Raw genomic sequence first — 26009 nt, forward strand, 5'->3', positions numbered from 1 at the left:
AGAAAAAATTGGTTTATAGTTTTTTAACTACACCCTCACCCTTCACATTCATGTCTCCAGACCAGCCGTCCTCACCCTTAACAAATGTAGGCATGAGTTCAAAATCCCCGCCAATTCTGATTTCTCCAGCCTTCATATCCCCTCCGACGAACCCGCAGGAACCGTGGATTTTGATCACACCACCTTTCATTTCCGTACCTATGAAATCGCCAGCATTTCCCTTTATTTCGATCTCTCCTCCAGCCATTTTCTCTCCTATATAGTTTCCGGCATTACCCTCAATGGTTATCTTTCCACCGTTCATGCCGGTGGCATTGCCATAGTAAGCACATCCAACAAGGTTTCCGGCGTTACCCATGACAGTTATCTCTCCGTCCTTCATCTCCGCACCAAGCCAGTCGTCCGCATCGCCCTCAATTACTATCCTGCCCCCTGCCATATATGCTCCGCAGTTGGCGCCAACGCTCCCTTTAACTACGATCTCTCCCTCAGCCATCCTGCAGCCAATCCATTTGACCTTGCTGAAGTCACCTTCAAGGACAAGCTTTTTGTCGTCTCCCTCTCTCACAACCTCGAAAAGCTCTCCCAGTTCCACGAGGTCTTTGCCATAGTAAACCTTGAATTTCTTTACTTCCTCTATATCCTTCTCTGCCAGATCGGGTGTGAGTTCCGCCTCAACGGTTACCACAAACTCCGCTTTCGGTTTTATGATGATCATTTTTACCACCTCCTCAGATTACTATTCTTTCTGGTTTCTTCAGCCAGCTTTCCTCCACTCCGTAGTTCTGAAGTTCCACACTGTAGTACCTGAAGTAGTCCTCCAGATCTGCTTTTATTGCCTCAAGGTCCACTCTGCCCGTAGCATCGACCCAGTACGTCTTGCCCCAGTACTCCTCTACGAGATTTCCGTCCTTGGCCACGATTATACCATCTTTTATGGTGTAGACAGCCGTCTTGAACGTCTTGTAGATTTTTTCAAAGTCATTTGAAGTGTCCACATTCAGTGGATCGAGGTCGTAGATTGCGATGTCTGCATCAGCCCCTATCCCGAGATGTCCCTTATTCGGCAATCCTAGAATTCTTGCTGGCAGCGATCTGGTCATGTGGATAACCTCTTCGAGCGTTTTCTCCACATCAATTGCCGGCAGATTCGAAGCTTTCTGGACGAATGGACTCACCTTCTCAAGCTCACCTTCTCTCATTTTCCTGCTCATCAGCATGGCCATTATATACGGATACTCGGTGAATGGTCCACCGTTTGGATAGTCCGTGGTGAGCACGACTTTATCACTATCCGTAAGAAGTCCAAGCTCCATACCAATAGCCCACTGGAGAGCGTGTACGGGATTCTTTGGCAGATATGCGATCGGCACAATGCCAGCTCCCCCCTCAACCTCACTGTCCTTGTTACTCCATCTGGAGCCTGTAAGCCTGTGAAGGGTGAACTGGAAGGGTGCATCTCCGGTCATGGCTGTTGCATGGCCGAATATCGGCTGACCCATGTCGATTGTGACGTTGTCCATTGCATTTACGGTCTTCGCTATCTCCTCGGCACCGCTTGCGACCGTTCTCCAGCTATCTCCTGCATATGAATTGAACTGCACATGGGTAACGTGCAGCACCTGTCTGGCGTCGTTGCTGAACTTGCTTGCCAGCCTGATGCTCTCTATGGTCGTCTCGTAGTTTCCGGGCACTCCGAGTCTGTTGCAGTGCAGGTGGACTGAATGGTTCAGCTTGAGCTCTTCTGTGGCCTGTATGAGTGACAGGATGATCTCTCTCGGTGTTACGTTGAATCCCGGTACCTGGTCGTCCAGGCTGCTCACGTTTCCTCCGTACATCCACGCTTCAACGCCGCCAGGATTGACGACTTTAACACCAAATCCTTTAGTTCTCTCAATAGCCCATGCTATGAAGGCTTTAAGCTTTTCCATCTCCTTTTCAGCCACGTATTTCAGCACGAAGTGCCAGTTCCCAAAAACAGGCAGCGCTGCTTTGTCCAGCATGGGGATCGCATCAAGCTCCTCATGAGTGTGAAGAGCTCCGATCGGTGGCTGAGCAGCTTCGAATACTGATGTGTAGCCCATCTTAGTGTACTCATATCCGATCGCAGGGGATGTGAGCAGAACTCTTCCAATAGCGGCCCTGAATTTATTCGCAATGTTCCTGACAACCCTCATTTCCTCAGGACGCATGGTTCTTCCGGTGTTCATTTTGCTTCCCGCTATGTGTGCATGCATGTCCACTCCACCGGCCACGACGAGCTTGTTGGTGGCGTCTATAACCTTTACATCCTCCCCTTTCAATTCACTCTCTTCAACAATTTTTCCATTTTTAACGAAAATATCCATTTTCTCAGCTTTAACACCATTTTTAGGGTCAATTACTATCCCGTTTTTAATATGAAGTGCATGATGCATCACAATCACCCCTTAAATTCCTCAACTTTTTCAAGCAGCTTCTCAAGAATCTGCTCGTCACTCCAGTATTCTGAGTCAACCACTTTCTTCACTCTGAGCGGTATTCCATCCATTCTGTATGCGGTACCCTCAGCCTCCAGTCCGGCAACTGCAGAGGGAATGACAACGTTGGCGAGCAGGGTCGTCATGTTGGGAAATGGATCAATCTGGATAACCGGTATGTCTTTCAGGTGTTTCACTGCAGCCTTCGGGAAGTGAGCTGCAGGATCGGAAGCTATTATCAGGGCCGCATCACAGTCTTTTCTCTTCAGAACTTCTACAGCTGAGAATTCTGCAGGAGAGAATCTGGGATATCCCCGGCTGAAATCTATTGCGTACTGATATCCAGCTTCCCATGCTGGAACCTCACCAGCACCAACGACGTTGTAATGTCCCCTCATGGGCCAGATTACCCATCTTGTGGTGCGATTGAGAAGTTGAATGAGCTTAACGGCATTTTCTATGTTTCTGTCTCTTCCTCTCGACTGCGTAACGCCAAGACCGTATAGTATGGCACCATATTTGGCGTTCTTCATCGTTTCAGCAAGCTCCATTAACTTTTCCTTGCTTACTCCGCCCACCTCGTCCGGCACAACATCTGCGTTTCCGGAGATAATCGCTCTTAGAGCGGAGATAATTGGATAGTCATATCCCGGTTTAATCTGTATGAAATCGTCCGCAAGTTTGGCGGTCTTTGTCGGTCTGACGTCAACAACAATAACCTTCCTCTGCTTTCTGTCTTTTATCAGCAAACCTTTTGCAGAGATTGAATACCTCATCCCGTGCCTTGGATGGGCCTCCATCGGGTTTGCTCCCCAGAAAATCACAACATCTGCCCTGTTCTTTATTGCTCCAAGCGATCCACCGGGCAAACCCTCCTCAATAACGGCGAGAGTTCCGGGTGCATGGCAAACACTTGCACACTGATCGTAAATTCCACGAACCTTCTCAGTCAGAATCACACCCAGTCTTATGGCCTCATTAACTGTAGAGGCCCATCCGTAAAGCAGTGGTTTTTTGGCGTTTACAAGAATTTCTGCAGCTTTTTCGATCGCCTTTTCGTAGCTTACTTCTTTACCATCAATCATTGGAGCCTTAATTCTTTCCTTCTTCGAGAACTTGCTGCTACCAAGCTTGCAGAGCTTTTTTGACTTGAACTGTTCAATGTCAAACTGTCCGTCGTCACAAACACTTCCACAAAACGTGCAGATTACATTCTCAACCATCTTAAATCGCCTCCAGAAGTTCCTTAACACTCAAAACTTTATCATCGGTCTTTTCAACCGTGCCCTTCACGCCCTTAAACTGGGGCATTCCTGTTCCGTCGGTAGAGGGGTCGATAACCATGTTTGCATACGGGCCCATTGGGATGAATATCATTCCTTTCGGCACATTCCCTTTTTTTGCGAAAACTACTACCTCCCCAAACTCTGTTTTTACCTTTACCCTGTCTCCTTCCTGTAACCCAAGGGTGTCCCAGTCCTCCTCGTTAAGCTCAGCGTAATTGACGGCGTTGAAGTATTCTTCTGTCAATTTTTCCTCAACAGTGGCCCCCTGATTGAGGGTTCTGCCAGATATAACTTCTACTTCCAGCATGCTATCACCAAAAGTTTTTGATATCGTCAAATGAAATACTATTTAACTATTCTCTTTTTAGCCGATATTACTGATTGTTCATATCGTTGGAAAAAGAGGTAAATAATCGTGAGGGCTAGTGAGCGTACATGCTGTCCATAGCCATCCCATCATCAAGCCTGATTAATGAAAAAGACGAGAAAATCAAAACATATAAGGTCGGCATAATTGCAAGGGCCGCAGCAGTTTTCAGAGTTGATGAGATAATTATATATTACGACCCTATTCTTGATGAATCCGATTTTATTGCAGGGATACTCGAATATCTTGAAACCCCCCAGTATCTGAGAAAGCACATATTCCCCATCAAAAAATCGTTACAGTATGCGGGTTTGCTTCCCCCTTTGGGAATCCCATCTCACAGGTCGAAACATTTAAAAGTCGGTGAAACAAGGGAGGGCGTTGTAAGACATGTTGCCCCTGACGGGACGCGATGGGTGGATATCGGCACCGATGCCCTGGCGCCCTTGAAGTGTGGTAGGGAAAAGGGCGCCCGCGTGACCGTCAGGATCTGTTCGAAGAAGCCGTTGCGGGTGGAAGAAGCGGAGCCTCAGGAGTACTGGGGCTACAGGATAAGGAAGCTCGAACTGAAAGAGCTGGTAAGAAGAAAGAATCTGGTGGTAACTTCCCGAAAATGCGGGGTTCCAAAACCGCCGGAAATAAAGCGAAATGTCACGCTGGTATTCGGAAATCCGGAAGAAGGTGTGTTCGAAATAGCAGAAAGGTTGGGGATAAAAATGGAAGCAAAATGCTGGAATGTGGTGCCTCAGCAGGGAACACGAACTGTTAGGTTAGAGGAAGCTATATTCGCAGCTCTCTCACTCGTTAATTTTGCAGACTACTGGGGTGGTTTAGAATGAAGTATCACAGACCAAGAAGGGGTTCTTTAGCGTTTTCCCCGAGAAAGAGGGCTAAGAGCATCATACCAAGAGTTAGGTCCTGGCCGGAATGTGACAGGGTTAGGATGCAGGGGTTTGCTGGCTACAAGGCAGGGATGACCCATGTGGTGATGATAGACGACAGAAAGAATTCTCCAACGTATGGGGAAGAGGTGGTTGTACCAGTAACGGTAATAGAGACTCCGCCGATGAAAGTCGCAGCGGTTAGGGTGTACAGGAGAACTCAATATGGCTTGCAGATTGCTGCAGAAGTCTGGAGCGACAATCTCGATGACTTTCTTGACAGAAGGCTGAACCTTCCAAAGAAAAAACCTGATGTGGAAAGGCTGAAGGAAGCAGTGGAAGATGGAGCATCAGAAATTAGAGTTGTAACGTACACTCAGCCGTATATGATTACCGGGGTTCCAAAGAAGGTTCCCGATGTGATGGAGCACAGAATTGGTGGAAATGTTGAGGAGGCTCTTGATTATGCAGTTTCCAAACTTGGAAATGAAATTGCGATTTCGGAAGTTTTTGAGGAAGGGGCTTTGATCGATGTTATTTCAATTACGAAGGGTAAGGGCTTTCAGGGACCGGTTAAGAGATGGGGCGTTATAACGCTGGATGCAAAGCATGCGAGAAGCAGCAAACACAGGAGGGTTGGGAATCTCGGTCCATGGAACCCGCACCACGTCAGGTGGACTGTGCCGCAGGCAGGCCAGATGGGTTTCCACCAGAGGACGGAGTACAATAAGAGGTTGATAAAGATTGGTGATAATGGGGAGGAAATCACGCCTAGAGGAGGATTCCTGCACTATGGCGTCGTCAGAACTCAGTACGTTCTGGTTACCGGATCAGTTCCGGGAAGTGTGAAGAGGCTCGTGAGGATGAGAGATGCGATAAGACCGCCAAAGGTTCAGTTTGATGGTGTTAACATTGTGTATGTGAGCACAACGTCCAAACAGGGGAGATGAGTATGAAGGCCAGAGTATTGGGCTTGAACGGTGAAGTTGTGGAGGAAATAGACCTTCCTGAAGTTTTCAACGAGGAGTTCAGACCGGACATCATAAAGAAGGCTGTACTTGCAATTCAGTCTCATAGGAGACAGCCTTATGGTCCAAACCCGCTCAGCGGTGTCAACTATGCCTGGGAAAACTGGGGACCGGGACACGGATATGCAAGGGTTCCGAGATGGAAACTTGGAAGAAGGGCCGTGGTCGTCCCTCAAGCCGTAGGAGGGAGGAGAGCGCATCCTCCAAAGCCACAGAGAAAGTGGGCAGAGAAAATAAACAAAAAGGAGATGAGAAAGGCCCTGAAATCGGCGATAGCTGCAACAGCCAGTGAGGAGCTTGTAAAGGCGAGAAATCATCTTTTTGAAGGAGAACTGCCCAAGATTGTGAGTGACGAGCTGAATGCGGTCAAGAGAACAAAGGATGTTGCCGAGGTTTTAAAGGCAGTTGGTGTTTACATGGACGTTGAAAGGGCAAAGGAAAGAAAGAGGTACAGGGCTGGAAAAGGGAAAATGAGGGGAAGAAGATATATCGGAAAGAAAAGCGTTCTGATCGTTGTGGATAAGGATGATGGAATAATCAAGGCAGCAAAGAACCTTCCGGGAGTTGACGCGGTCCTCGTTAAAGATCTTAATGTTGAACTCCTTGCTCCCGGATGCCATGCCGGAAGATTGACCGTGTGGACGAAATCGGCTGTGAATTATCTGGGTGAGTGGTTATGCTGATCAGATGTTTTCTCGTAACAGAAAAGAGCGTTGCGGAGCTTGAAAAAAATGTTCTCACGGCTATAGTGGACATAAGGGCAAGAAAGCAGGACATCAAAAGGGAGATCGAGAGGCTGTTTAACGTTGAGGTTGACAGGGTGAACACCCTGATAACACCAAAAGGTGAGAAGAAGGCCTACATAAAATTAAAGCCGGATTATTCGGCTGAAGAGGTTCTTTCAAAGCTGGGAGTGTTCTGAGGTGGTGTAAAATGGGTAAAAGAATAATCTCTCAAAATAGGGGGAAAGGAACCCCAACTTACAGGGCTCCGTCTCACAAATACAGGGCCGAGGTCAAGCATCTCAGGTTTAAGGATGATACCGTTGTTGCGAAGGTTGTTGATATCCAGCATGATCCTGCGAGAAATGGTCCGGTGGCCTTGGTACAGCTCCCGGATGGGAGAAGGGAGTACATTCTTGCCGTTGAAGGAATTGGAACCGGAGATCTGATATATGCCGGAGACAGTGTTCAGATCTCATCGGGAAATATCACATACCTCAAAAACATTCCGGAGGGCACACCTGTTTGTAACATTGAAGCTCAGCCCGGTGATGGGGGCAAGTTCATCAGATCAAGTGGGACTTTTGGATTCATAGTTTCCAGAGAAGAAGATAAGGTGCTTGTGCAGATGCCGTCTGGAAAGCTGAAATGGTTCCATCCGAACTGCAGGGCTATGATCGGCGTGGTAGCAGGTGGCGGAAGGACGGATAAGCCCTTTGTCAAGGCTGGGAAGAAATACTACAAGATGAGGAGCAAGGCTGCAAAATGGCCACGCGTTAGGGGTGTGGCCATGAACGCTGTTGACCATCCATTCGGTGGTGGTAAGCACCAGCATGTTGGTAAGCCCAAGACTGTGAGTCGTAACGCTCCTCCGGGCAGGAAAGTTGGAAGTATTGCCGCTCGCAGGACTGGTGTGAGGAGGTGATTGGATGGCGTTAAAGAGTAAGGTTGTAAGACCGAGAGATTTCAAATATCGCGGTTACACACTTGAAGAATTGCAGAAAATGCCACTTGACGAGCTTGCAAAGCTTTTACCGTCAAGAGAAAGGAGAAAGATCAAACGAGGATTTACTGAGCAGGAGGAAAAACTCCTGAGAAAGCTCAGGAAGAAGGGAATGGCAAGGACGCACTGCAGAGACATGGTGGTGCTGCCTGAGATGGTTGGCAAGGTAATTTTTGTCCACAACGGCAGGGAATTTGTCAGAGTTGAAATAAAACCGGAGATGATAGGACACCGTCTGGGCGAGTTCGCTCAGACAAGGCGTTTCGAGAAACACAGCGGTCCTGGTGTCGGTGCTACGAGAAGCAGTAAATACGTGCCGCTGAAGTGATACCATGGCGAGGGTAAATTACGCTTACAAACCGGAGGATGATACAAGGGCTGCAAAGGCTATGGGCTATGAGATGCCGATAAGTCTCAAACATGCCGTTGAGATATGCAGAGAGATAAGGGGGAAGAAGATAGAGGAAGCAAGAAAACTCCTCGAGGACGTCATTGAGATGAGAAAACCGCTGCCCTTCAGAAAGCACAAGAAGAAAGTGGCTCATAAAAGGGGGTTGGAAAAGTGGTATGCTGGAAGGTATCCCCAAAAGGCAGCCAAGTATATCCTGAAGGTGATCAAAAATCTCGAGGCCAATGCCGAGTACAAGGGGCTTGACGTTGAAAACCTGGTTATCGTGCATGCTCAGGCTCAGAAGGGGAGGGTAATTCAGAGATACATGCCAAGGGCCTTTGGAAGGGCAACACCAAGATTTCAGCAGCTTACAACTGTAGAGCTTGTGGCCGAGGTGAGGTAATGGCGGTAGAAAGGAAGTTTGTGCAGGATAGGCTGAAAAAGCTGATGGTGAAGGAATGGATTAAAGGAGAGGTCAGAACTGCCGGATTTGGTGGAGTCGATATTCTCAGAACTCCTCTTGGAACACAGGTTACGCTTTTTGTGGAGAGGCCGGGACTCGTTATCGGAAAGGGTGGTAGAAGGATAAAGACTCTAACAGAAAAGCTGAAGGTCTTTGGTATTGAAAATCCTCAGGTTAGCGTTGACGAGGTTGAGAAACCAGAGTTCAACGCACAGCTCATGGCCTCGCTTCTGGCAAGGGCACTCGAGAGAGGATGGTATTTCAGAAGGGCAGGTTACAGGTTCCTTTACAGGATAATGGAGGCCGGAGCAAAAGGGTGTGAAATTGAGATCAGCGGAAAACTCGTCAGTGAGAGGGCGAGAACGGAAAAGTTTGTCGCCGGAACGATAATCCACACTGGAGATCCAGCGGAGAGCATGGTTCAGAAAGGATTTGATATTGCAATTAAGAAGCTTGGGGTGCTTGGAGTTAGCGTGAGAATTATACCTCCCGACGTCACACTTCCTGATGAGTTTGAGGTTAAGGACGTTAATGTTGAACAGATGAGAGGTGGTGCAAGTGAAGATGAGGGAGATAAGGGAGATGAGCAGAGAGGAGAAGCTGAAGAAGCTGAGGGAGCTGGAGCTTGAACTTCTGAAGCTCAGAACACTTGTGAGGAGCGGTGGCGCAGTAGAAAATCCCGGAAGAATAGGCGTCATCAGGCGTGATATCGCAAGGTTGAAGATGGCACTATGTCAGGAAGGATTCAGGGTGTAGATTTGATTGCCAGAGACTGGATTGGCTTAACCGTGGAGGTTATTGAGAGTCCGAATGCTGATGAGGTAGGGCTGAGGGGAGAAGTGGTGGATGAGACCCAGAACACTCTCCGATTGCTGACTGAAAAAGGTTTAAAAGTCGTGGCGAAAAGAAGTAGAACCTTCAGAGTATGGTATAAAGGTAATATCATGCGAGTAAGGGGTGATTTAATATCTTACAGGCCTGAGGAAAGGATAAAGAGAGGTTTGATTGTGCTTAAAAGGGCAAAAGGTGTTAGGATATGAGAGATATAGGTATTGATGTGAAGCCTCCGGAGAGAGAGTGTGATGATAAGAACTGTCCGTATCACGGTGAGCTGTCAGTGAGAGGGCAGATACTCAGGGGTAAAGTAGTAAAGGTTTACGGTAAAACGGCAGTGGTTGAAAGAGAGCTCGTACGATACGTTCCGAAATATGAGAGGTACATGAAGAAGAGGTCAAAGTTTCATGCTCACAATCCGAGATGTGTGAGGGCGAGAGTGGGAGATGTGGTTACGATTGGAGAATGCAGACCGATCAGCAAAACAAAAAGCTTTGTGATATTGGAGGTGGTAAACAGTGAAGGCGATAAGAGCTAACATTCCGAGAGCTTTGCCGACCGGGGCCAGATTGGTTTGCGCAGACAATACCGGGGCCAGAGAACTTGAGATTATAGCCGTAAAAGGGTACAAGGGGGTAAGGAGAAGATACCCGGCTGCTGGCGTTGGAGATATAGTGGTTGTTACGGTTAAGAAGGGAACACCGGAAATCAGGAAACAGGTGCACTATGCTGTGATAGTAAGGCAGAGGAAGGAGTATCGGAGGCCTGATGGTACGAGAGTCAAATTTGAGGATAATGCGGCCGTTATAACAAATGAAAGAGGAGAGCCGAGAGGATCAGAGATCCGAGGTGCAGTTGCGAGAGAGGCTGCAGAAAGGTTCACGAAGATAGGGACAATTGCGTCCGTAATCGTGTGAGGTGTTGGATATGGCGGTTCCCAAATCCAAACAGCCCAGGAAGCAAAGAAGGTGGCTTTATAAGACCTCAAAGCTTCATGAGAGGCATAAATTGCTTCATGCTACTCTATCCAAAGATTTGAGGAAGAAGTATGGAAAGAGGGCCATAAGGATCAGGAAGGGGGACAAAGTTAGGGTTATGCGGGGACAGTTTGCAGGACATGAGGGACGAGTTCTGGAGGTTGATATGAAGAGATGCAGAATATCGGTAGATGGTATTACGATTACAAAGGCTGATGGTACTGAAGTTGCATTCCCGCTTCACCCATCTAACGTTATGATAGTTGACCTTGGTGAGGTTGATGACGTCAGAAAGAAAATACTTGAGAGGTGATTGAGTTGCATCAAAAAAGACTTTCAGCTCCGAAAACTTACAAAATACCGAGAAAAGTTTCTAAGTGGGTGGTAAAGCCGTCGCCAGGTCCCCACAACAAGGAGGCAGTTCCACTTCTGGTAATTGTCAGAGACTTCCTTGAACTGACGGATACTGCAAGAGAAGCCAGAAGGGTCATCTCTGCTGGAGAGATTCTGGTTGATGGTATTGTGAGAAAGGACTACAAGTTCCCTGTTGGACTTTTCGACGTTATTACAATTCCAAAGCTTGAAAAAAGCTACAGAATACTGTTCGATGAGAAAGGCAGGTACATTCCGAAAGAGGTGGATGATGCCGATCTGAAACTCTACAAGATCGTAAACAAAACCATTGTGAGGGGAGGGAAAGTTCAGCTTAACCTTTTCGATGGAACCAATCTGCTCGGGTCGAACGATTACAGTACGAAGGACAGCATTCTAGTGAAAATCCCTGAAAAAGAAATTGTTGACCATCTGAAGTTTGAAGAAGGTGCGCTTGTGATGATTACGGGTGGAACTCATGCCGGTGAGATTGGCAGATTGAAAGATTACAAGGTCGTCAGAGGATCGGCTCCAAACCTCGTGACTGTTGAGGGAGAGAAGAGGGAGATCACGACTATCGAGGATTACGTTTTCGTTGTTGGTAAAAAGGATGGCGATAGACCTGTGATAGATCTGGGGGTGTAAGCGATGCAGGCCGTTGAGGCAGAAAAGAAAGGCGAAGGAAATGAAAATCCAATGAGGGAGGTTATTCTCGACAAGGTTGTAATCAACATGGGTATTGGTGAGAGTGGTGAGAGACACCAGAGAGCCTACAAGATGCTTGAGGAACTTATCGGTCAGAAACCGGCTGTTACGTACTCCAAGATGACCATAAAGAATTTCGGAATAAGAAAGGGAGAAGCAATTGGGATTAAGGTAACCCTTCGTGGTGAGAAGGCGTTAAAGTTCCTTAAAGATGCCCTCACGGTTAAAGAGATGAGACTCAGCAAAAAGTCCATTGGGGATGGTTACTTTGCCTTTGGAATTGCCGAGCACATAGATCTGCCGGGGGTTGAGTATGACCCGGATGTGGGCATATTCGGTATGGATGTCTGTGTTTCCCTGAGAAGAAGGGGATACAGAGTGGAGAGGAGAAGAAGAAAGAATGCCAAAATTGCTCCCTCTCACAGAGTTACCAAGGAGGATACGATAAAGTGGCTTGAATCCATGGGGGTGATTGTCGAATGAAGAAAGAGCCAACCAAGAAATTTGGGAGAGGAGCCAACGAGTGTAGAAGGTGTGGAAGAAGAAGAGGCTTGATCAGGATGTATGGCCTCTATCTCTGCAGGCAGTGCTTCAGAGAGACCGCTGCAGAGCTTGGTTTTAAGAAGTACTGGTGATGGCCATGAGTGTTGACACGCTTTCAAATGCGATGATTGCAATAAAAAATGCAGAGATGGTTGGAGCCAAAAAGTGCGAGATAAAGCCCGCATCAAAACTAGTCGGAAATGTACTGAAGGTCATGAAGGAATACGGATACATAAAGGGCTTTGAGTACATTGAGGATCACAAGGGTGGCATGTTCGTGGTGGAGCTTTCAGGAAATATAAACGATTGTGGATCGATAAAGCCGAGGTTTTCGTCTTCGGTGACGGAATACGAGAATTACGAAAAAAGATATCTCCCTGCGAGAGATTTTGGAATTCTGATAGTTTCCACCACAAAGGGAGTGATGTCCCAGATAGAGGCGAGAAAACAAAGACTTGGAGGTGTTCTGCTTGCTTACGTCTACTGAAGTTTATGAAGAAAGGGTTGTGGACGTCCCAGAGGGAGTTACCGTAACGGTTGAAGGCGATAGCTTTGCAGGGTATACGGTAAAGGCTGCTGGCCCGAAAGGTGAGAATTCAAGATATCTGAAGTTCAGAGGTGTTTTCATCGAAGTACAGGACGGAAAGATAAGGGTGTACACAACATCCCCAAAAAAGAAGCACAAAGCAATAGTGGGAACGTTTGCGGGGCACATCGAGAATCTTATCGTTGGGGTTAAGGATGGTTTTGAGTATCACCTGAAAGTTGTTTATGCTCACTTCCCTATAAAACTCAGAGTCGAGGGCAGCGAAGTTATTATCGAGAATTTTATCGGAGAGAAGCACCCCAGAAGGGCAAAAATTGTTGGCAGAGCGCAGGTAGAAATTAGGGGTCAGGATGTTTATGTTAGGGGTATTGACATTGAAGAATGTGGCCAGACCGCGGCGAACCTTGAACTGGCAACGAAAATAAAGAGAAGAGATCCCCGCGTATTTCAGGATGGCATTTACATAGTTGAAAAGCCCTGAGGTGGGATTATGGAAACGAAAAGACTGCTCAAAGTAAGAAGGAGGCAGAAGGAAAGGAAACCGGAATTCAGGAGATACTGCTGGAACAAGAAACTGAGACTGAGGAACAAGAGCTGGAGAAGGCCCAGAGGTCTTCACAGCAAGCTCAGAAAGAGATATGGTGGAAAGTGGACCGGCAGGATTGTTGTCAATGTGGGTTTTGGTTCTCCAAAAGCTGTAAGGGGATTGCACCCAAGCGGGTATGAGGAAGTCCTGGTTTACAATCCCGCAGATCTTGAAAAAATCGATAGTGAGAGGCAGGCTGCAAGGATTGCCTCTTGCGTTGGAATGAAGAAGAGGCTTGCGATTGAGGATAGAGCCAAGGAGCTTGGTATTAAAATCCTCAATCCCTCAGGGTGATGGTTATGGATTTGAGCTTTCAGCGTAAGCTTGCGGCAAGCGTGTTGAAGTGTGGGGAAAACAGGGTCTGGTTTGATCCCACTGCTTTGGAGGATATTTCCACTGCTGCAACAAAAGATGATATCAGGGAGCTGATAGAGCAGGGTGTGGTAAAGAGAAAGCCGGTTAAAGGTGTTTGCAGGGCAAGAATAAGGAAGAACAGGATGCAGAAAAAGAAGGGAAGGAGAAGAGGTCACGGCAGCAGAAGAGGTGCAAAGGGAGCGAGAATGTCAAGAAAGAGGCACTGGATCATCAGAATAAGGGCTTTGAGGAAAGCTCTGAGAAAAATGAAGGAGGATGGAACGATAGACAGAAGAACCTACAGAATACTCTACAGAAAGGCCAAGGGCGGGGAGTTCAGAAGTGTTTCACACCTGAAGGCTTATATTGAGCAGATGAAGAGGTGATAGAATGGCAAAAGGTCCAAGATACAAGGTTCCGTTGAGGAGGAGAAGAGAGGGAAAAACGAATTACAGGAAGAGATTGAAACTGCTACTCTCCAAGAAACCTAGGTTGGTTGTGAGGATCACAAACAGGCGTGTAATCGCCCAGGTTGTGGAGTACACTCCGGAAGGAGACAGGATACTGGTGGGGGTAGATTCAGGCATGCTCAGGGAGTTCGGGTGGAAAGGAGACCTTAACAACACACCTGCCGCCTATCTGACGGGGATACTGATTGCGAAAAAGGCTCTGCAGAAAGGTGTTTCTCAGGCTGTGCTTGATATAGGACTTCACACCCCGACCAGAGGGTCAAGGGTTTTTGCTGTCCTAAGAGGGGCGGTTGAAGGTGGTCTCGTCGTACCGCACAGCGAGGAAGTTTTACCAGATGATTCCAGGGTTAGGGGAGAGCATATAGCAAGATATTATGAGATGAATCCCGAAAAGTTTGGGGAGTATGAAAGGAGAGGTCTGAAACCTTCGGAACTTCCTGATCATGTTGATGAGATTAAGGAGAAGCTGATGGTGATATCATGACTGAGGACTGGGTGCCGAGAACCAGACTTGGGAGATTGGTTGCAGATGGCAAGATAAAGACGATGGATGAGGCTCTGGCCAGCGATCTCCCCCTTAAAGAACCGGAGATTGTTGATATCCTGCTTCCTGAACTGGAGGATGACGTGCTCGAGATTTCCATGGTTCAGAGAATGACGGACAGTGGTAGGAGAACAAAGTTCAGGGTTACAGCCGTTGTTGGAAATAGAGACGGATATGTGGGTATAGGAACCGGTAAGGCGAGTCAGGTAGCTCCTGCAATCCAGAAGGCAATAAACAATGCCAAACTCAACATTTTTAAGGTTCAGAGAGGTTGCGGTTCTTGGGAATGTGGCTGTGGGGGCAATCACTCCCTGCCGTTCAAGGTGACAGGCACGAGCGGAAGTGTAAGGGTCACACTCATTCCCGGACCAAAGGGTCTTGGAATCGTGGCGGGAGATGTGGCCAAAAGAGTTATAGAGCTTGCTGGTGTAAACGACGTCTGGAGCTTCACAAAGGGTCAGACGAAAACCACCGTCAACTTTGCAAGGGCAACTTATGAAGCTTTAAAGAAGACGATGTATATAAAGAGGTGAAGGGAAGATGTTTGCGGTTATAAGACTTAGGGGAACTGTTGATGTTCACGAAAAAATTAAAGAAACTCTTAAAATGCTCAGATTGCACAGAAGGTACCACTGCGTCATAATTCCGGACACACCGTCTTACAGAGGGATGCTTCAGGTTGTGAAGGATTATGTTGCATACGGGGAGATTGATGCAGAAACTCTTGCTCTGCTTCTCAGGACGAGAGGCAGACTTGTGGGTGATAGGAAAGTCACGGACGAGTACGTGAAGGAAAGGACGGGTTATGGAAGTATTGAGGAATTTGCCAAAGCAGTGGTGGATGGTAAAGCCAGCCTGAAGGATTTGCCTGATTTAAAACCTGTGTTCAGGCTCCATCCACCGAGAAAAGGGCTAAAAAACATTAAGTGGCATTACCCGAAGGGCAGTCTGGGCTATCACGGCCCCGAGATTTCAAAGCTGGTTTACAAAATGAGGTGATCCACATGGCAAAAAAGAAGGTTAAGAAGTTCCGCGGATCAAGAACTTTTGGATGGGGCAGCCATAAAAACAGGAGGGGAAGGGGAAATAGAGGTGGGTCTGGAAACGCAGGAGCCTTCAAGCACAAGTATATCAAATTCATAAAGCTTGCAAGCAAAGGGGAGTATCTGTTTGGAAAACATGGATTCACGAGACCCAAAATTCTCAGAAAGGATTATATCAACGTCCAGACAGTTAAAGAGACATTGAGGTGGCTGAAAGAGGAGGGCAGGCTTGACGATTACACCTATCGCTACCTTCTATCAAGAACCGAGCTAAACGCAGGAGATCTTGACGAGATAATCGAAAGGCTTGCAGAACTGGGGCTGGCTGAGAAAGATGGAGATCTGTTCAGAATCGATCTGACAGAACTGGGGTATTCAAAGCTCCTCGGATCTGGAAGGGTTACGAAGAAGATGGAAGTTAGAGTGTTTGAGGCGACAACAAAAGCTGTGGAGAAGATCGAGGGAGCTGGAGGAAAGGTTATAGCTGAATAAGGGGTTGGTTGGATTGGACTCGGTCATAAGGGCTCTACAACCATATTTTGAGCGAATTCCCAGTGTGGAGAGGCCGAAAGGACATGTACATTTTAAAGAGAAGTTCGCATGGACGGCGGCAATCCTTCTGCTGTATTTTATCCTGACAAATGTCCCCGTTTTCGGCCTCTCACCACAGTCGATTGATATATTCGCAGCCTACAGAGCTCTGTTTGCAGGAAAAACAGGCTCAATTCTGGCTTTGGGTATAGGGCCGATTGTAACAGCCTCCATCATCCTCCAGCTTCTTGTGGGAGCGGGAATAGTAAAGCTGGATCTCACGGATCCGGATGATCAAGCAGCATATCAGGATTTTCAGCGCTTTCTGGTCTTTGTTATGATCGCAGTTGAGGCACTACCACAGATTGCGGGAGGCCTTCTGAAGCCTGATTTAAATCTGGCAGCTCAGCTCGGAGTATCACCCTCCGTAATTGCGTTCTTGATTTTCGTTCAGCTCTTCATTGGCGGTGTGCTCATTGTGTATATGGATGAGGTTGTATCCAAGTGGGGTATCGGAAGTGGTGTGTCGCTTTTCATTCTCGCAGGAATTTCGCAGTCCATAATCATAGGTTTGTTTAACTGGGTAACTCCTCCAAACTCGAAACTTCCTGCGGGTATAATTCCCAGATGGATCTGGATAGCGCAAAACTACCCAGTTAACTCTCTCCTGACCGGGAGCGGCATCATGTTTTTCCTGCTGGAGGGAGGTATACTTGCTCTGATAACCACAGCAGCAATAATACTCCTCGTCGTCTTCTTTGAGGGAACCAGAGTCGAAATACCACTCGCCCACGCTGCGGCAAGAGGTGCGAGGGGCAGATTCCCGATTAAGCTGATTTATGCAAGCGTTCTCCCGATGATTTTTGTGAGGGCTCTGCAGGCAAACATAGTTGCTTTTGGCCGAATACTGTACTCCAAGGGTGTGACTGTGTTCGGTGAGTATGTCCAGAACACCCCGGTAAGTGGTGTGCTGTACTTTCTCTCACCGATAAGAAGCCCCTATGATTGGGTACCCGCTCTGGTTAAAACAAAAGGAGCGGCATTTGCGGCAATTCCTGACTGGATGATTTTTGCTCATCTGCTGGTAGATGCGACCATCCTTATCGTTGGAGGTATAGTTTTCGCATGGTTCTGGGTTGAGACGAGCGGCATGGACGCCAAGACTGTGGCATCACAAATTGCAAAGTCGGGCATGCAGATTCCGGGATTCAGAAAATCTCCCCAGATACTTGAGAAAGTTCTTGCGAGATACATTCCAAAGGTAACGATCCTTGGAGGTGCGATAATTGGAATTTTAACCCTTATCGCAAACATGCTGGGCACTATCGGCCATGTTAGCGGTACAGGTCTCCTTCTGGCTGTCAGCATAGCATATAAGTTCTACGAGGATCTGGCCAAAGAACAGCTTACAGAGATGCATCCATTAATCAGAAAGATGCTTGGTGAAGAGACATGAAAGATGTAGTTTCAAAGCTCATAATGGTTATCGGAGCCATATTCTTTCTTGGTATCCTGATCAGCAGAGATTTCCGTCTGGAGCTGGGCCTGATTGTGGAGGACGTCATGTTTCCTCTCTCAGGCCTCAAGTTTCACGTAGTCATCTTCATAATGTCAATTCTCACAGGCATCTACTCGAACATTATTCAGAAGTACACCATAGATTACAAGAAACTGAAACATGCTCAGAAGGTATTAAGGGAGTATCAGAAGGAGTATATGGAGGCCACAAAGCAGAACAACCAGTTTAAGCTGAAGCAGCTTGAAGAGAGAAAGTCTGAGATCCAGGCACTGCAGAGTGAAATGATGTCCATGCAGTTCAAACCGATGTTCTACACCTTTGTCGTTACCATTCCAATTTTTGCCTGGCTCTGGGAGAAAGCAACCGCAAGTTATGAACTCATAACCGGAGTGACGAAATACGGAAATGTTACATCGAAACTTCCGGAAACCTTTCTGAAAACTCTTAACCCGGATCTGTATTTGATAAATGTACCGTTCTCGGGACAGATTCATGTGGTAACGCCAGTTATAGTGTTCCCGTGGTGGCTCTTCTGGTATCTCCTCTGTTCGATTACCTTCGGGCAGATAATCAAAAAAGTCCTGAAGATCGGTGTGTGATATGAAAATTACGATCTCGGGTCCTCCAGGTAGTGGAACCACCACCGTTGCTAAAATTGTTTGCCAGACTCTTGGCCTGAAACTGATTTCTGCAGGTGATGTTTTCAGACAGCTTGCAGCGAAGAGGGGAATGACTGTCGAGGAGTTCAGCAAGTATGCAGAGGAAAATCCTGAGATCGACCATCTGATAGATCAGACTCAAAAGGAGCTTGCAGAGCAGGAGGAAAACGTTGTCGTTGAGGGCAGACTTTCAGGGTGGTTTGTAAAAGATGCAGATTTAAAAGTATGGATTTTTGCGGATCCGGAGACGAGGTATGCAAGAATAGCAAACAGAGAAGGAAAAGAGCTTACGGTTGCAAGACAGGAAACGAGATTGAGGGAGGAACTTGAAAAACGGAGGTATAGGAAGTTTTACAGCATAGATATTGACAACTGGACAATATACGACCTGGTCATAAACTCGGAAAAGTTTGATCCCGATACAATTGCCAGACTCATCGTTCTCGCTGCGGAAAGAATAAAAAATAAAATTAAAGCTGGTCAAACGTGATAACCCTGACGGATGTCGGAACTTTCACAACGCTTCCCATCCTGACTCCGACAACGTAGTCGAACTCTTTTTTTGCTGCGAGATCAATCAGACGCTGGGTGATAACCCCGTCAAATACTATTGCAGCTCCCTTCATGTTATTGGTTTTCAGTACCTTCACCAGATCCCTAACCGGAACTTCCTTGATGAGGTTGAGGTTCCTGTCAAGAACTCTTGCAGTCAGCCTTCCCTCAACCGAAACTTTATGCTGTTTGAGCACATCAGAAACCACGTTCTTTTCTCTGACATCCTGCTTCTCCTTTTGCCTCTCTTCTTTGGGCTCTCTCTTCAGTACGTGAAGCTGCTCAATTGGTACCTTGTTTCTCAGCGATTTCAGAATCTCCTTCTGCGTCAGGTCTTCAACCTCCTTTCCCTCAGGAGCCCTCGCAACGTAGTCGATATCTGCTATCTGCAGCAGCTCTTTGAGTATTAAGTCTCCACCCCTATCTCCATCGAGGAATGCTGTAACCGTTTTCTTCTTGCTCAGTTCAACTATCGTCTTGGGGATGTTTGTACCCTCAACTGCAATCACGTTCTTTATCCCGTGTTTCAGCAGATTCAGTACGTCAGCTCTTCCCTCTACCACAATGATCGCATCTGACTCGTCAACAGCAGGTCCTGCTGGCAGCCTTTCCTCACCATACTCGATTATTTCATCAGCTCTTATCGCCTGTCTTACGATCTCTACGATCTTTTCGGACTCAATTTCGGGCTCCTCAAAGTGCTCCCTGAGTATGTTCATCGCTCGATCTACAATTCTCCTTCTCTTGCTTGCTCTGACATCTTCGATTTTCTGTACCTTTATTTTTGCCGAGCACGGACCAACTCTCTCTATCGTCTCTAATGCTGCTGCCAGTATTGCCGTCTCGACCTTATCAAGGCTCGAGGGTACCTTGATTTCCCCGTAGCTTTTACCTCCTTTGCTCTCGATTTTTACCTCTATCCGTCCTATCCTCCCCGTTTTTTGCAGTTCTCTGAGATCCAGGTCTCCACCAAGCAATCCTTCTGTTTGACCAAATATTGCCCCCACAACATCGGGACGTTCAACAACACCTTCAGCTATAATTTCAGCATGAATTAAGTACTTGGTAGTGTCGTTAGCCTTCATCGTTATCATACCTCCATTTATGTCTGATGACATTCACATAAAATTCAATCTCGCCTTATAAATAGTTATTGCAGCCTTGAAACTAAGAGGGCTCTAGGATTTTTTCTATCATTTTTATAACATCTTTTCTTGTGAATGGCTTTTTGAGTATGTAGTCTGCGCCGGCCTTTTTTACCATTTCTCCCTTTGAACTCGCATATGCTGTTATGGCAACAATCTTCGCATCGGGATCCATCCTTTTTATTTCTGCCGTGGCATCGATACCGCTCATCAGAGGCATCATTATATCCATCAAAACGATGTCTGGCTTTTCTTTCTTGTAAAGCTCGATAGCCTCTCTACCGTTTGAAGCCTCTATCACCTTAAAGTTCTTTAGCATTATCTTTAAAATTTCACGCATTGCTGTCTCATCATCAACTACCATGATCTTGATCATTGTGTCACCGTAACTTATTATACTGCCGGACTTTAAAAAGCTTAGCTGTTGGGCAAGATTCGATAACTTTATCTTGCCTGTCTCACAACAACCTACAGATGAAATCGGTTGTGATCACCTCCTACAGAGATGCGGGCTTTCTCGAAGAGAATGTTAGGCTGCTCAGAGATAAAGTTTCTGAGATCATTGTGGCTGCCGATGAGCCCGATGAGGAAATTATTGAGGTGATCAACAAGTACGGTCTCAAGGCAAGTTTGAGCGACGAAAGGAGAGGTAAATGGAAGGCTCTCAATGATGCTTTAGAACTTGTTAGAGGCGACCACATTATATTCCTCGATTCAGATACGCTACTCGTCGATCTGAGCGGTTTGAATGGACATGACGTTGTTGAGATTGTCAAGGAGGTTAGAGGGGATAGTTTCGTTGAAAGGCTGGTGAATATCGACTATCTGGTTATGAGTATTGGATCAAAAATTGCCTCGAAATTCGGTTCATGTCTTGGAATTAACGGTTCCGCATTTGTTGTAAGGAAAAAGGTATTTGATAAACTCGGAGGCTTTAGGAGAAGGGTTAATGAGGATACGGATTTTGGGGTGAGGGTAGGGCTCAGCGGATTTACGTTCTCTCTGTGCGGAAAAGCTTACACCAATGCCCCGAAAAACTTTAAAGAATGGTTTAGGCAGAGGGAGAGATGGAGCTTAGGAGGAGCGGAGGTCCTGATTGAGAACTTCCTTCATATCATCATACGACCGAAATTATGGCTCCCCTATCTGTTCTTTTTCTATCCGGCCATTTTCAGCCTGATCGTTACTTCATTTCTCCCAGATAGCTATCTTTTCAAGCTGTTTTATCTTCTTCTTCCGGTAGTAGCAATACTCTCTCCGAAACTTGCGTCAATAGCGATTCTCACAGTATATGAGGTTGAGACGCTTAAAAATATACTTGCAATGCTGGCTTCTTTCTCAGCATGGGCGGTTGTGATAGCTGCAGGATCGAAAAAGATGGACTTCAAAATTGACTTTAAACTGCTGCCTTTTTACTACTTCATATATTCTCCACTGTGGACGACAGTCTGTTTTGTCTCACTCATGAGGGTGCTGGGATGCAAATTGCTGGGTAAAAAAATAGAGGTCAACGGCTGGAAGGTTTAATTATCTCAGAGCCTTTGTGGCTTCTGCGACTTCAACAATTCTTTTTGCAAGGGCTTTTACCGAATTGATTGCGATTTCATCTTTCTTTACGCTTCTCCACCCAGAATCTCCTTGAATCACGCCAATAGCAAAAGCACCGGTGGTGATTGGGTTTTCGGTGATCGAAACGGGAATCATGGCCTGTCCAAGAGCGTATATTATCAGACTCATCGCTACGAATTCGGCCCCCCCGTTTCTCAGCCCGGAAGTAATGATGGGGGCGAAAATTTTGTTTCTAAGTTTGTAATTACTCATCCTTGCCATCCTGCTTCTGTCTATCAGGTTTTTCACGATACCGGGTACATTCCCGAAGTATGTTGGTGCACCGATGACGATTGCATCGGCTTCCTGCATTTTCTCAAGAACCTCAAATATGTCATCTTTCTGAGTGCATTCTCCTTTAAGACATGCATCACACCCCCTGCACTCTCTGATCTCGTAGTCTTTCAGGTGCAGTATTTCAGCCTCATGCCCCATTTTTTTGATTTCGTCTGCGATCACTTCCAGAAGAAAGTGGGTATTTCTCTTGTTTGGGCTTCCATTTATTGCAAGAAGTTTCATATTGCCAGAAAAGTTTTTTATCTTTATTTAATTTACGCTTTTCAGTATGGGCTGTGTATTTCAAATATGATGATGCGGCCAATCGCAAGATATAAGTAATTATAAATTGCTGGTGATATCATGATCAGGTTTGGAATGCTGCTTTCGGCTCCGATGCCACCTCTGGACAAGGTAATGAACATTGCGGCGATGGGTGAGGAGGGTGGAATGGCTTCTCTTGTTGTGCCAGACCACACCCTCATGGTTCCGCCCGGTTTCACCCCCAGTGCTCTCTCGATTCTCTCAGCCCTTGCGGTAAAGACCAGAAAGGTTATGCTGGGTACGGGTGTTACTGATGTGGTCAGGTACCACCCCTCCGTTCTGGCTCAGTTTTTTGCCACGATAGACCATCTGTCATCAGGAAGAGCATTTTTGGGTCTGGGGGCGGGTGAGGCGATGAACATAGTACCATTTGGCCTTGACTGGAGAATGCCCTACACAGCTCTAAGGGAGGGCATCGAAATAATGAAGAGACTGTGGAAGGGTGAGAGGGTTACCTTTGAGGGAAAGAGGTTCAGATTGAGAAATGCCTTCCTCCAGATCAAACCCGTACAGCCATCAATTCCGATATATCTCGGGGCCAATGGTAGTAAGACCAGAGAACTTGCAGGAGAAATGTGTGAAGGCTGGATGCCTATTGCAGAAACACCGGAAACGTACAGAAAGAATCTGAGGGATGTAGCTAGGGGATGTGAGAAGGCAGGAAGAAGTCTGGATGAGGTAGATACGGCTCTTCAGATATACACCGCCATCGACCCCGATCCGGAAAAGGCGATGAAAAAAGCTTGGCAGTTTGGGGGTGTGATAATAGGGGCTGTTGAGAAAGCCGAACAGGCTGGATATCAGCTTGAACTACCCGAGGACTTTTCCAGAAAGTTCTACTTTGAAAAGCTGCTGGTTGAAGATGAAATGCTTATGAAGTTCGTAAAACTGTCCGGACTTGTGACAGAAGAGATGGTCAGGGACTTTTTCATTGTGGGCACTCCAGAAGAATGTATTGACAGAATTGAAGAGTTCAGGAGAGCCGGCGTAAGGCATTTTATGATAATAAACATAGGCCCGGATCCAAAGTATGTTCTCAAGGTATATGCAGAGAAAATAATTCCAGCATTTAGTTAAAGTATTATATCCTTCTTCCAACTAATTTTTGAATGCTCTGGGTAGAGAAGTACAGGCCTAAAAAAATTGATGAAGTTGTTGCGGGTAAAGATGTTATTGAAAAGGTACTGTCATGGGCCAGAAACTGGAAAAGAGGTCAGAAACCTCTTCTACTCGCAGGACCACCGGGTGTTGGAAAGACTTCACTTGCTCTGGCTCTTGCAGGCACATTTGGTTGGGAGGTGGTTGAGCTCAATGCAAGTGATCAGCGGAACTGGAAGATAATACAGCACATTGTCGGTGAGGGTGCATTTAATGAGACCATCAGCGACGAGGGCGAGTTTCTCTCCTCGGCTCAGGGAAAGCTGAAACTCATAATTCTCGATGAGGTTGATAATATCCACAGGAGAGAGGATACTGGAGGAGAGGCAGCTCTTATACGGTTGATAAAAAGAAAACCTGCTCAACCACTGGTTTTGATAGCAAACGATCCTTACAAGCTCTCTGCCGAGCTGAGAAGACTCTGCGAGATGATTACATTCAGAAGGCTCACAAAGAACCAGATAGCGAAAGTTCTTGAGAGAATATGTGTTGTGGAGGGAATAAAAGCGGATAAGAAGGCATTACTTGCAATAGCCGAGAATTCTGGCGGTGATTTGAGGGCTGCAATTAACGATCTCCAGGCTCTTGCTGAGGGAAGAGACAAAATCGAACTTGAAGACGTCGTGCTGACCAAGAGGACTCGCGAGAGTGACATCTTCAAAGTCATGCAGGCGATATTCAAATCTAAGAATCCTGCAGTCTACAGTGAGGCCATGCTCCTCGATGAATCCCCTGAGGATGTAATCCACTGGATTGATGAGAATCTCCCGCTTGAATATCGTGGAAAAGAGCTTGTTTTTGCCTATGATAAGCTGTCGAGGGCAGACATCTTTCTTGGCAGGGTGAGAAGGAGGCAGTTTTACAGATTGTGGAAGTACGCAAACTATCTCATGACTGTTGGTGTTCAGCAGATGAAAGAAGAGGCGAAAAAAGGATTTACCAGATACCAGAGACCGTCAACATGGCAAATGCTGTTTCAGATGAGGCAGAGGAGAGAGATCATGAAAAGGATTCTCGGCAAAATAGGTGTTTACAGTCATCTATCCAGGAAAAAGGCGAGCACTGAAATGTATCCAGTGGTGTCTCTCCTTCTGAAGGAGCTTGAAATTGAAAAGGCCGCAACTGTTGCGGCATTTTATGATTTTACAAGAGAAGAACTCGAGTTTCTTGCCGGAGAGAGGGGTAAGGAGATCTGGGAATTCGTTGAGAAAAACAGGCTTCACAGAGTGGAGGATGAGACCTTTCTGGCGTCATTTGAGGTTGAAACAGAGAAAGCTGAAACTGAGAAAGAGCAGCAGGAAGAGGAAAAGGCTGAGGAGCCGGAGAGGAAAAGTAGAACAGGAAAGAATTTAACCCTAGACTCATTCTTTTCTTAAATGATGAGAAAGGTCATTGCTGCGGCTTTCAAGAGCAAGGGAAAGAGAAAAATGACGAGAAGTGAACTTATCTATACCATGAGCTTCGACCTCAACTGGTTCACCCATGAAGGCAGCAAGAGGGTTGTGGAGCAGGCTGAGAAGGAGAGGTTAATTGAAGGAAATGAAGAAGTGGTGCCGACGTTTGATATAGATGATATCGAGGTATCCTCAGATTTCAAACCTGATCTTTCGAAACTGCTTTCCAGGTCTGTGGTGGACAGAATTGTTGACGATCTCGTGGATAAAACGGGAAAGAGCTACCAGGAAGTTATATCGATGATAAATGCAAAACAGGAGAAGCTTGAAGGACTTGTCAGTTTTGCAGTCTCTGCCTTAATTGTTGCAAAGGAACAGGGGTTGAAGATCGAGGAATACCTCCCGGAAGTTGAACGGGAAGTTTTTGGATGAGGTTGTATAGAGATTCATTGTTTATAGGTAGGAAGGCGGTAATATCCGATCTGCATCTTGGACTTTTGAGGTTTTACGACAGATCTCTGATTGAAAGGGCCAAGGATGTTGCAGAAAAAGCCGAAACTCTCATTGTTGCTGGAGATTTAAGGCATATGGGCAAAAGAGGGAGGCATGAGGATTTCATAAATGAGGTTGGAGAGATTACGGAGCTGATTTTAATCAGGGGCAACCACGATATAGGCATTAAAGCCGAAAAAAGCATCAGAATTGGTAAGTATGGTATTTTTCACGGCCATGCAGTTCCCGATGAGGATGTGTGGGATGCAAGGTACCTGATTTTCGGACACGCGCATCCGGCAGTATTTCTCAGAGATTCGGTTGGTGGTTACAGAGAGAGGGTTTTTTTGAGCGGTGAAATTGAGGATAACAAGAGGGTCGTTGTTCTTCCGGCGTTCAACGATCTTTGTGCATCAACAGCAGTAAACCTGGACAGACCTGCAGGTTTTATGTTTAGAAGGTATGATTACAAAAAATGGAATGTGATTTTGCTTGACGGTACAATTTTGAGTATAGATTAACGAAAACATTGCACCAAAATTGTAATATACAAATCAGCAAGCTGAGCTTTATGCTACTCGAACACGAATCCAAAGAACTCCTGGAAAAATACGGGATAAAAACCGCAAGATGCATTTTCGCTCAATCAGAGGATGAGGCAATTGCCGCTGCGAGGAAGATCGGATTTCCCGTTGTGATGAAGGTTGCCGGCAGGAAGATCATTCACAAGAGCGATGTCGGTGGAGTTGTTCTCAACGTCAGAAGTCCGGATGAGG

At 46.5% G+C, this 26009-nt stretch carries 40 protein-coding genes; 33 read left to right on the forward strand and 7 right to left on the reverse strand.

Annotated features, from left to right (window positions below; genetic code table 11):
• Positions 1-13: 13 nt before the first annotated feature.
• The 4 genes from JFQ59_RS05120 to JFQ59_RS05135 are packed head-to-tail and all read right to left on the reverse strand — an operon-like array spanning position 14 to position 4052.
• Complete coding sequence (locus tag JFQ59_RS05120) at positions 14-718, reverse strand: formylmethanofuran dehydrogenase subunit C (RefSeq protein ID WP_202319337.1); 705 nt, start codon at positions 716-718, stop codon at positions 14-16.
• Between the two features lie 13 nt (positions 719-731).
• Positions 732-2417 carry a formylmethanofuran dehydrogenase subunit A gene (locus tag JFQ59_RS05125; RefSeq protein ID WP_202319338.1) on the reverse strand — a complete coding sequence of 562 codons (1686 nt, stop codon included), beginning with the start codon at positions 2415-2417 and terminating at the stop codon, positions 732-734.
• Between the two features lie 5 nt (positions 2418-2422).
• Positions 2423-3682, reverse strand: a complete 1260-nt coding sequence (locus JFQ59_RS05130) for a formylmethanofuran dehydrogenase subunit B (RefSeq protein WP_202319339.1) — start codon at positions 3680-3682, stop codon at positions 2423-2425.
• A 1-nt stretch (position 3683) separates the two neighbouring features.
• Positions 3684-4052, reverse strand: coding sequence for a molybdopterin dinucleotide binding domain-containing protein (locus JFQ59_RS05135; protein WP_202319340.1), 369 nt, complete (start codon positions 4050-4052; stop codon positions 3684-3686).
• A gap of 128 nt (positions 4053-4180) precedes the next feature.
• Here JFQ59_RS05135 and JFQ59_RS05140 point away from each other — a divergent pair, with 128 nt between their 5' ends.
• The 27 genes from JFQ59_RS05140 to cmk are packed head-to-tail and all read left to right on the forward strand — an operon-like array spanning position 4181 to position 18774.
• A complete protein-coding gene (locus JFQ59_RS05140; RefSeq protein WP_202319341.1) occupies positions 4181-4951 on the forward strand; it encodes a putative RNA uridine N3 methyltransferase in 771 nt (256 codons plus the stop codon).
• On the forward strand, positions 4948-5943 hold the full coding sequence (gene rpl3p, locus JFQ59_RS05145; RefSeq protein ID WP_202319342.1) for a 50S ribosomal protein L3: 996 nt from the start codon (positions 4948-4950) through the stop codon (positions 5941-5943). The genes JFQ59_RS05140 and rpl3p overlap by 4 nt, the downstream gene beginning before the upstream one ends.
• 2 nt (positions 5944-5945) lie before the next feature.
• Positions 5946-6704, forward strand: a complete 759-nt coding sequence (gene rpl4p, locus JFQ59_RS05150; protein WP_202319343.1) for a 50S ribosomal protein L4 — start codon at positions 5946-5948, stop codon at positions 6702-6704.
• Positions 6698-6943, forward strand: coding sequence for a 50S ribosomal protein L23 (locus tag JFQ59_RS05155; protein ID WP_202319344.1), 246 nt, complete (start codon positions 6698-6700; stop codon positions 6941-6943). The genes rpl4p and JFQ59_RS05155 overlap by 7 nt, the downstream gene beginning before the upstream one ends.
• Before the next feature lie 11 nt (positions 6944-6954).
• Positions 6955-7668 (forward strand): 50S ribosomal protein L2, encoded by a 714-nt coding sequence (locus tag JFQ59_RS05160; protein WP_202319345.1) that lies wholly within the window; start codon positions 6955-6957, stop codon positions 7666-7668.
• A gap of 4 nt (positions 7669-7672) precedes the next feature.
• On the forward strand, positions 7673-8074 hold the full coding sequence (gene rpsS, locus JFQ59_RS05165; RefSeq protein ID WP_202319346.1) for a 30S ribosomal protein S19: 402 nt from the start codon (positions 7673-7675) through the stop codon (positions 8072-8074).
• Positions 8075-8078: 4 nt separating this feature from the next.
• Positions 8079-8540 carry a 50S ribosomal protein L22 gene (rplV, locus tag JFQ59_RS05170; RefSeq protein ID WP_202319347.1) on the forward strand — a complete coding sequence of 154 codons (462 nt, stop codon included), beginning with the start codon at positions 8079-8081 and terminating at the stop codon, positions 8538-8540.
• On the forward strand, positions 8540-9229 hold the full coding sequence (locus JFQ59_RS05175; RefSeq protein ID WP_202319348.1) for a 30S ribosomal protein S3: 690 nt from the start codon (positions 8540-8542) through the stop codon (positions 9227-9229). The genes rplV and JFQ59_RS05175 overlap by 1 nt, the downstream gene beginning before the upstream one ends.
• Positions 9165-9356, forward strand: a complete 192-nt coding sequence (rpmC, locus tag JFQ59_RS05180; protein WP_230972323.1) for a 50S ribosomal protein L29 — start codon at positions 9165-9167, stop codon at positions 9354-9356. The genes JFQ59_RS05175 and rpmC overlap by 65 nt, the downstream gene beginning before the upstream one ends.
• The gene (locus JFQ59_RS05185; RefSeq protein WP_202319349.1) at positions 9332-9640 is read left to right on the forward strand and encodes a ribonuclease P component 1 family protein; all 309 of its coding nucleotides are present in this window, start codon (positions 9332-9334) and stop codon (positions 9638-9640) included. Before rpmC ends, JFQ59_RS05185 begins: the two co-directional genes overlap by 25 nt.
• Positions 9637-9972: a 30S ribosomal protein S17 gene (locus JFQ59_RS05190; protein ID WP_202319350.1), complete on the forward strand. Its 336-nt coding sequence runs from the start codon at positions 9637-9639 to the stop codon at positions 9970-9972. Before JFQ59_RS05185 ends, JFQ59_RS05190 begins: the two co-directional genes overlap by 4 nt.
• Positions 9953-10351, forward strand: a complete 399-nt coding sequence (gene rpl14p, locus JFQ59_RS05195; RefSeq protein WP_202319351.1) for a 50S ribosomal protein L14 — start codon at positions 9953-9955, stop codon at positions 10349-10351. Before JFQ59_RS05190 ends, rpl14p begins: the two co-directional genes overlap by 20 nt.
• 10 nt (positions 10352-10361) lie before the next feature.
• Positions 10362-10724, forward strand: a complete 363-nt coding sequence (gene rplX, locus JFQ59_RS05200) for a 50S ribosomal protein L24 (RefSeq protein WP_202319352.1) — start codon at positions 10362-10364, stop codon at positions 10722-10724.
• 5 nt (positions 10725-10729) lie between these two features.
• Entirely contained in the window at positions 10730-11428 is a 699-nt protein-coding gene (locus JFQ59_RS05205; protein ID WP_202319353.1) for a 30S ribosomal protein S4e, read from the forward strand.
• Between the two features lie 3 nt (positions 11429-11431).
• A complete protein-coding gene (locus tag JFQ59_RS05210; RefSeq protein WP_202319354.1) occupies positions 11432-11971 on the forward strand; it encodes a 50S ribosomal protein L5 in 540 nt (179 codons plus the stop codon).
• Complete coding sequence (locus JFQ59_RS05215; RefSeq protein ID WP_202319355.1) at positions 11968-12123, forward strand: 30S ribosomal protein S14; 156 nt, start codon at positions 11968-11970, stop codon at positions 12121-12123. Before JFQ59_RS05210 ends, JFQ59_RS05215 begins: the two co-directional genes overlap by 4 nt.
• Before the next feature lie 5 nt (positions 12124-12128).
• On the forward strand, positions 12129-12518 hold the full coding sequence (locus JFQ59_RS05220; RefSeq protein WP_202319383.1) for a 30S ribosomal protein S8: 390 nt from the start codon (positions 12129-12131) through the stop codon (positions 12516-12518).
• Positions 12502-13059 carry a 50S ribosomal protein L6 gene (locus JFQ59_RS05225; RefSeq protein ID WP_202319356.1) on the forward strand — a complete coding sequence of 186 codons (558 nt, stop codon included), beginning with the start codon at positions 12502-12504 and terminating at the stop codon, positions 13057-13059. Before JFQ59_RS05220 ends, JFQ59_RS05225 begins: the two co-directional genes overlap by 17 nt.
• A 9-nt stretch (positions 13060-13068) precedes the next feature.
• The gene (locus tag JFQ59_RS05230) at positions 13069-13458 is read left to right on the forward strand and encodes a 50S ribosomal protein L32e (protein ID WP_202319357.1); all 390 of its coding nucleotides are present in this window, start codon (positions 13069-13071) and stop codon (positions 13456-13458) included.
• Positions 13459-13463: 5 nt separating this feature from the next.
• Entirely contained in the window at positions 13464-13904 is a 441-nt protein-coding gene (locus JFQ59_RS05235; RefSeq protein ID WP_202319358.1) for a 50S ribosomal protein L19e, read from the forward strand.
• A 4-nt stretch (positions 13905-13908) separates the two neighbouring features.
• On the forward strand, positions 13909-14472 hold the full coding sequence (locus JFQ59_RS05240) for a 50S ribosomal protein L18 (RefSeq protein ID WP_202319359.1): 564 nt from the start codon (positions 13909-13911) through the stop codon (positions 14470-14472).
• Positions 14469-15065 carry a 30S ribosomal protein S5 gene (gene rpsE / locus JFQ59_RS05245; protein ID WP_202319360.1) on the forward strand — a complete coding sequence of 199 codons (597 nt, stop codon included), beginning with the start codon at positions 14469-14471 and terminating at the stop codon, positions 15063-15065. Before JFQ59_RS05240 ends, rpsE begins: the two co-directional genes overlap by 4 nt.
• 7 nt (positions 15066-15072) lie before the next feature.
• Positions 15073-15531, forward strand: coding sequence for a 50S ribosomal protein L30 (rpmD, locus tag JFQ59_RS05250; RefSeq protein WP_202319361.1), 459 nt, complete (start codon positions 15073-15075; stop codon positions 15529-15531).
• Between the two features lie 5 nt (positions 15532-15536).
• Positions 15537-16067: an uL15m family ribosomal protein gene (locus JFQ59_RS05255; RefSeq protein ID WP_202319362.1), complete on the forward strand. Its 531-nt coding sequence runs from the start codon at positions 15537-15539 to the stop codon at positions 16065-16067.
• A 13-nt stretch (positions 16068-16080) separates the two neighbouring features.
• Complete coding sequence (gene secY, locus JFQ59_RS05260; protein ID WP_202319363.1) at positions 16081-17562, forward strand: preprotein translocase subunit SecY; 1482 nt, start codon at positions 16081-16083, stop codon at positions 17560-17562.
• Positions 17559-18224, forward strand: coding sequence for a DUF106 domain-containing protein (locus JFQ59_RS05265; protein WP_202319364.1), 666 nt, complete (start codon positions 17559-17561; stop codon positions 18222-18224). Before secY ends, JFQ59_RS05265 begins: the two co-directional genes overlap by 4 nt.
• 1 nt (position 18225) lies before the next feature.
• Positions 18226-18774: a (d)CMP kinase gene (gene cmk, locus JFQ59_RS05270; RefSeq protein WP_202319365.1), complete on the forward strand. Its 549-nt coding sequence runs from the start codon at positions 18226-18228 to the stop codon at positions 18772-18774.
• Here cmk and dnaG read toward each other — a convergent pair.
• Positions 18755-19954 (reverse strand): DNA primase DnaG, encoded by a 1200-nt coding sequence (dnaG, locus tag JFQ59_RS05275; protein WP_202319366.1) that lies wholly within the window; start codon positions 19952-19954, stop codon positions 18755-18757. The two genes, cmk and dnaG, sit on opposite strands and share 20 nt — an antisense overlap.
• Positions 19955-20003: 49 nt before the next feature.
• A complete protein-coding gene (locus JFQ59_RS05280) occupies positions 20004-20357 on the reverse strand; it encodes a response regulator (protein ID WP_202319367.1) in 354 nt (117 codons plus the stop codon).
• Positions 20358-20455: 98 nt separating this feature from the next.
• On the opposite strand from JFQ59_RS05280, the gene JFQ59_RS05285 reads away from it, so the two are divergent.
• On the forward strand, positions 20456-21508 hold the full coding sequence (locus tag JFQ59_RS05285) for a glycosyltransferase (protein ID WP_202319368.1): 1053 nt from the start codon (positions 20456-20458) through the stop codon (positions 21506-21508).
• On the opposite strand, the gene JFQ59_RS05290 is transcribed toward JFQ59_RS05285, so the two are convergent.
• A complete protein-coding gene (locus JFQ59_RS05290) occupies positions 21509-22108 on the reverse strand; it encodes a flavodoxin family protein (RefSeq protein WP_202319369.1) in 600 nt (199 codons plus the stop codon).
• Positions 22109-22228: 120 nt separating this feature from the next.
• Between JFQ59_RS05290 and JFQ59_RS05295 the strand changes: the two genes are divergently transcribed.
• The 5 genes from JFQ59_RS05295 to JFQ59_RS05315 all read left to right on the forward strand — a co-directional run.
• Complete coding sequence (locus JFQ59_RS05295) at positions 22229-23266, forward strand: LLM class flavin-dependent oxidoreductase (RefSeq protein ID WP_202319370.1); 1038 nt, start codon at positions 22229-22231, stop codon at positions 23264-23266.
• Between the two features lie 32 nt (positions 23267-23298).
• Positions 23299-24723: a replication factor C large subunit gene (locus JFQ59_RS05300; RefSeq protein WP_202319371.1), complete on the forward strand. Its 1425-nt coding sequence runs from the start codon at positions 23299-23301 to the stop codon at positions 24721-24723.
• Positions 24724-25173, forward strand: coding sequence for a DUF2240 family protein (locus JFQ59_RS05305; protein ID WP_202319372.1), 450 nt, complete (start codon positions 24724-24726; stop codon positions 25171-25173).
• Positions 25170-25754, forward strand: coding sequence for a metallophosphoesterase family protein (locus JFQ59_RS05310; RefSeq protein WP_202319373.1), 585 nt, complete (start codon positions 25170-25172; stop codon positions 25752-25754). Before JFQ59_RS05305 ends, JFQ59_RS05310 begins: the two co-directional genes overlap by 4 nt.
• Before the next feature lie 50 nt (positions 25755-25804).
• Positions 25805-26009: acetate--CoA ligase family protein (locus tag JFQ59_RS05315; protein WP_202319374.1), on the forward strand; the 205-nt coding region annotated here is incomplete at its 3' end.

The organism is Archaeoglobus neptunius (assembly GCF_016757965.1).
Taxonomy (GTDB): Archaea; Halobacteriota; Archaeoglobi; order Archaeoglobales; family Archaeoglobaceae; genus Archaeoglobus; species Archaeoglobus neptunius.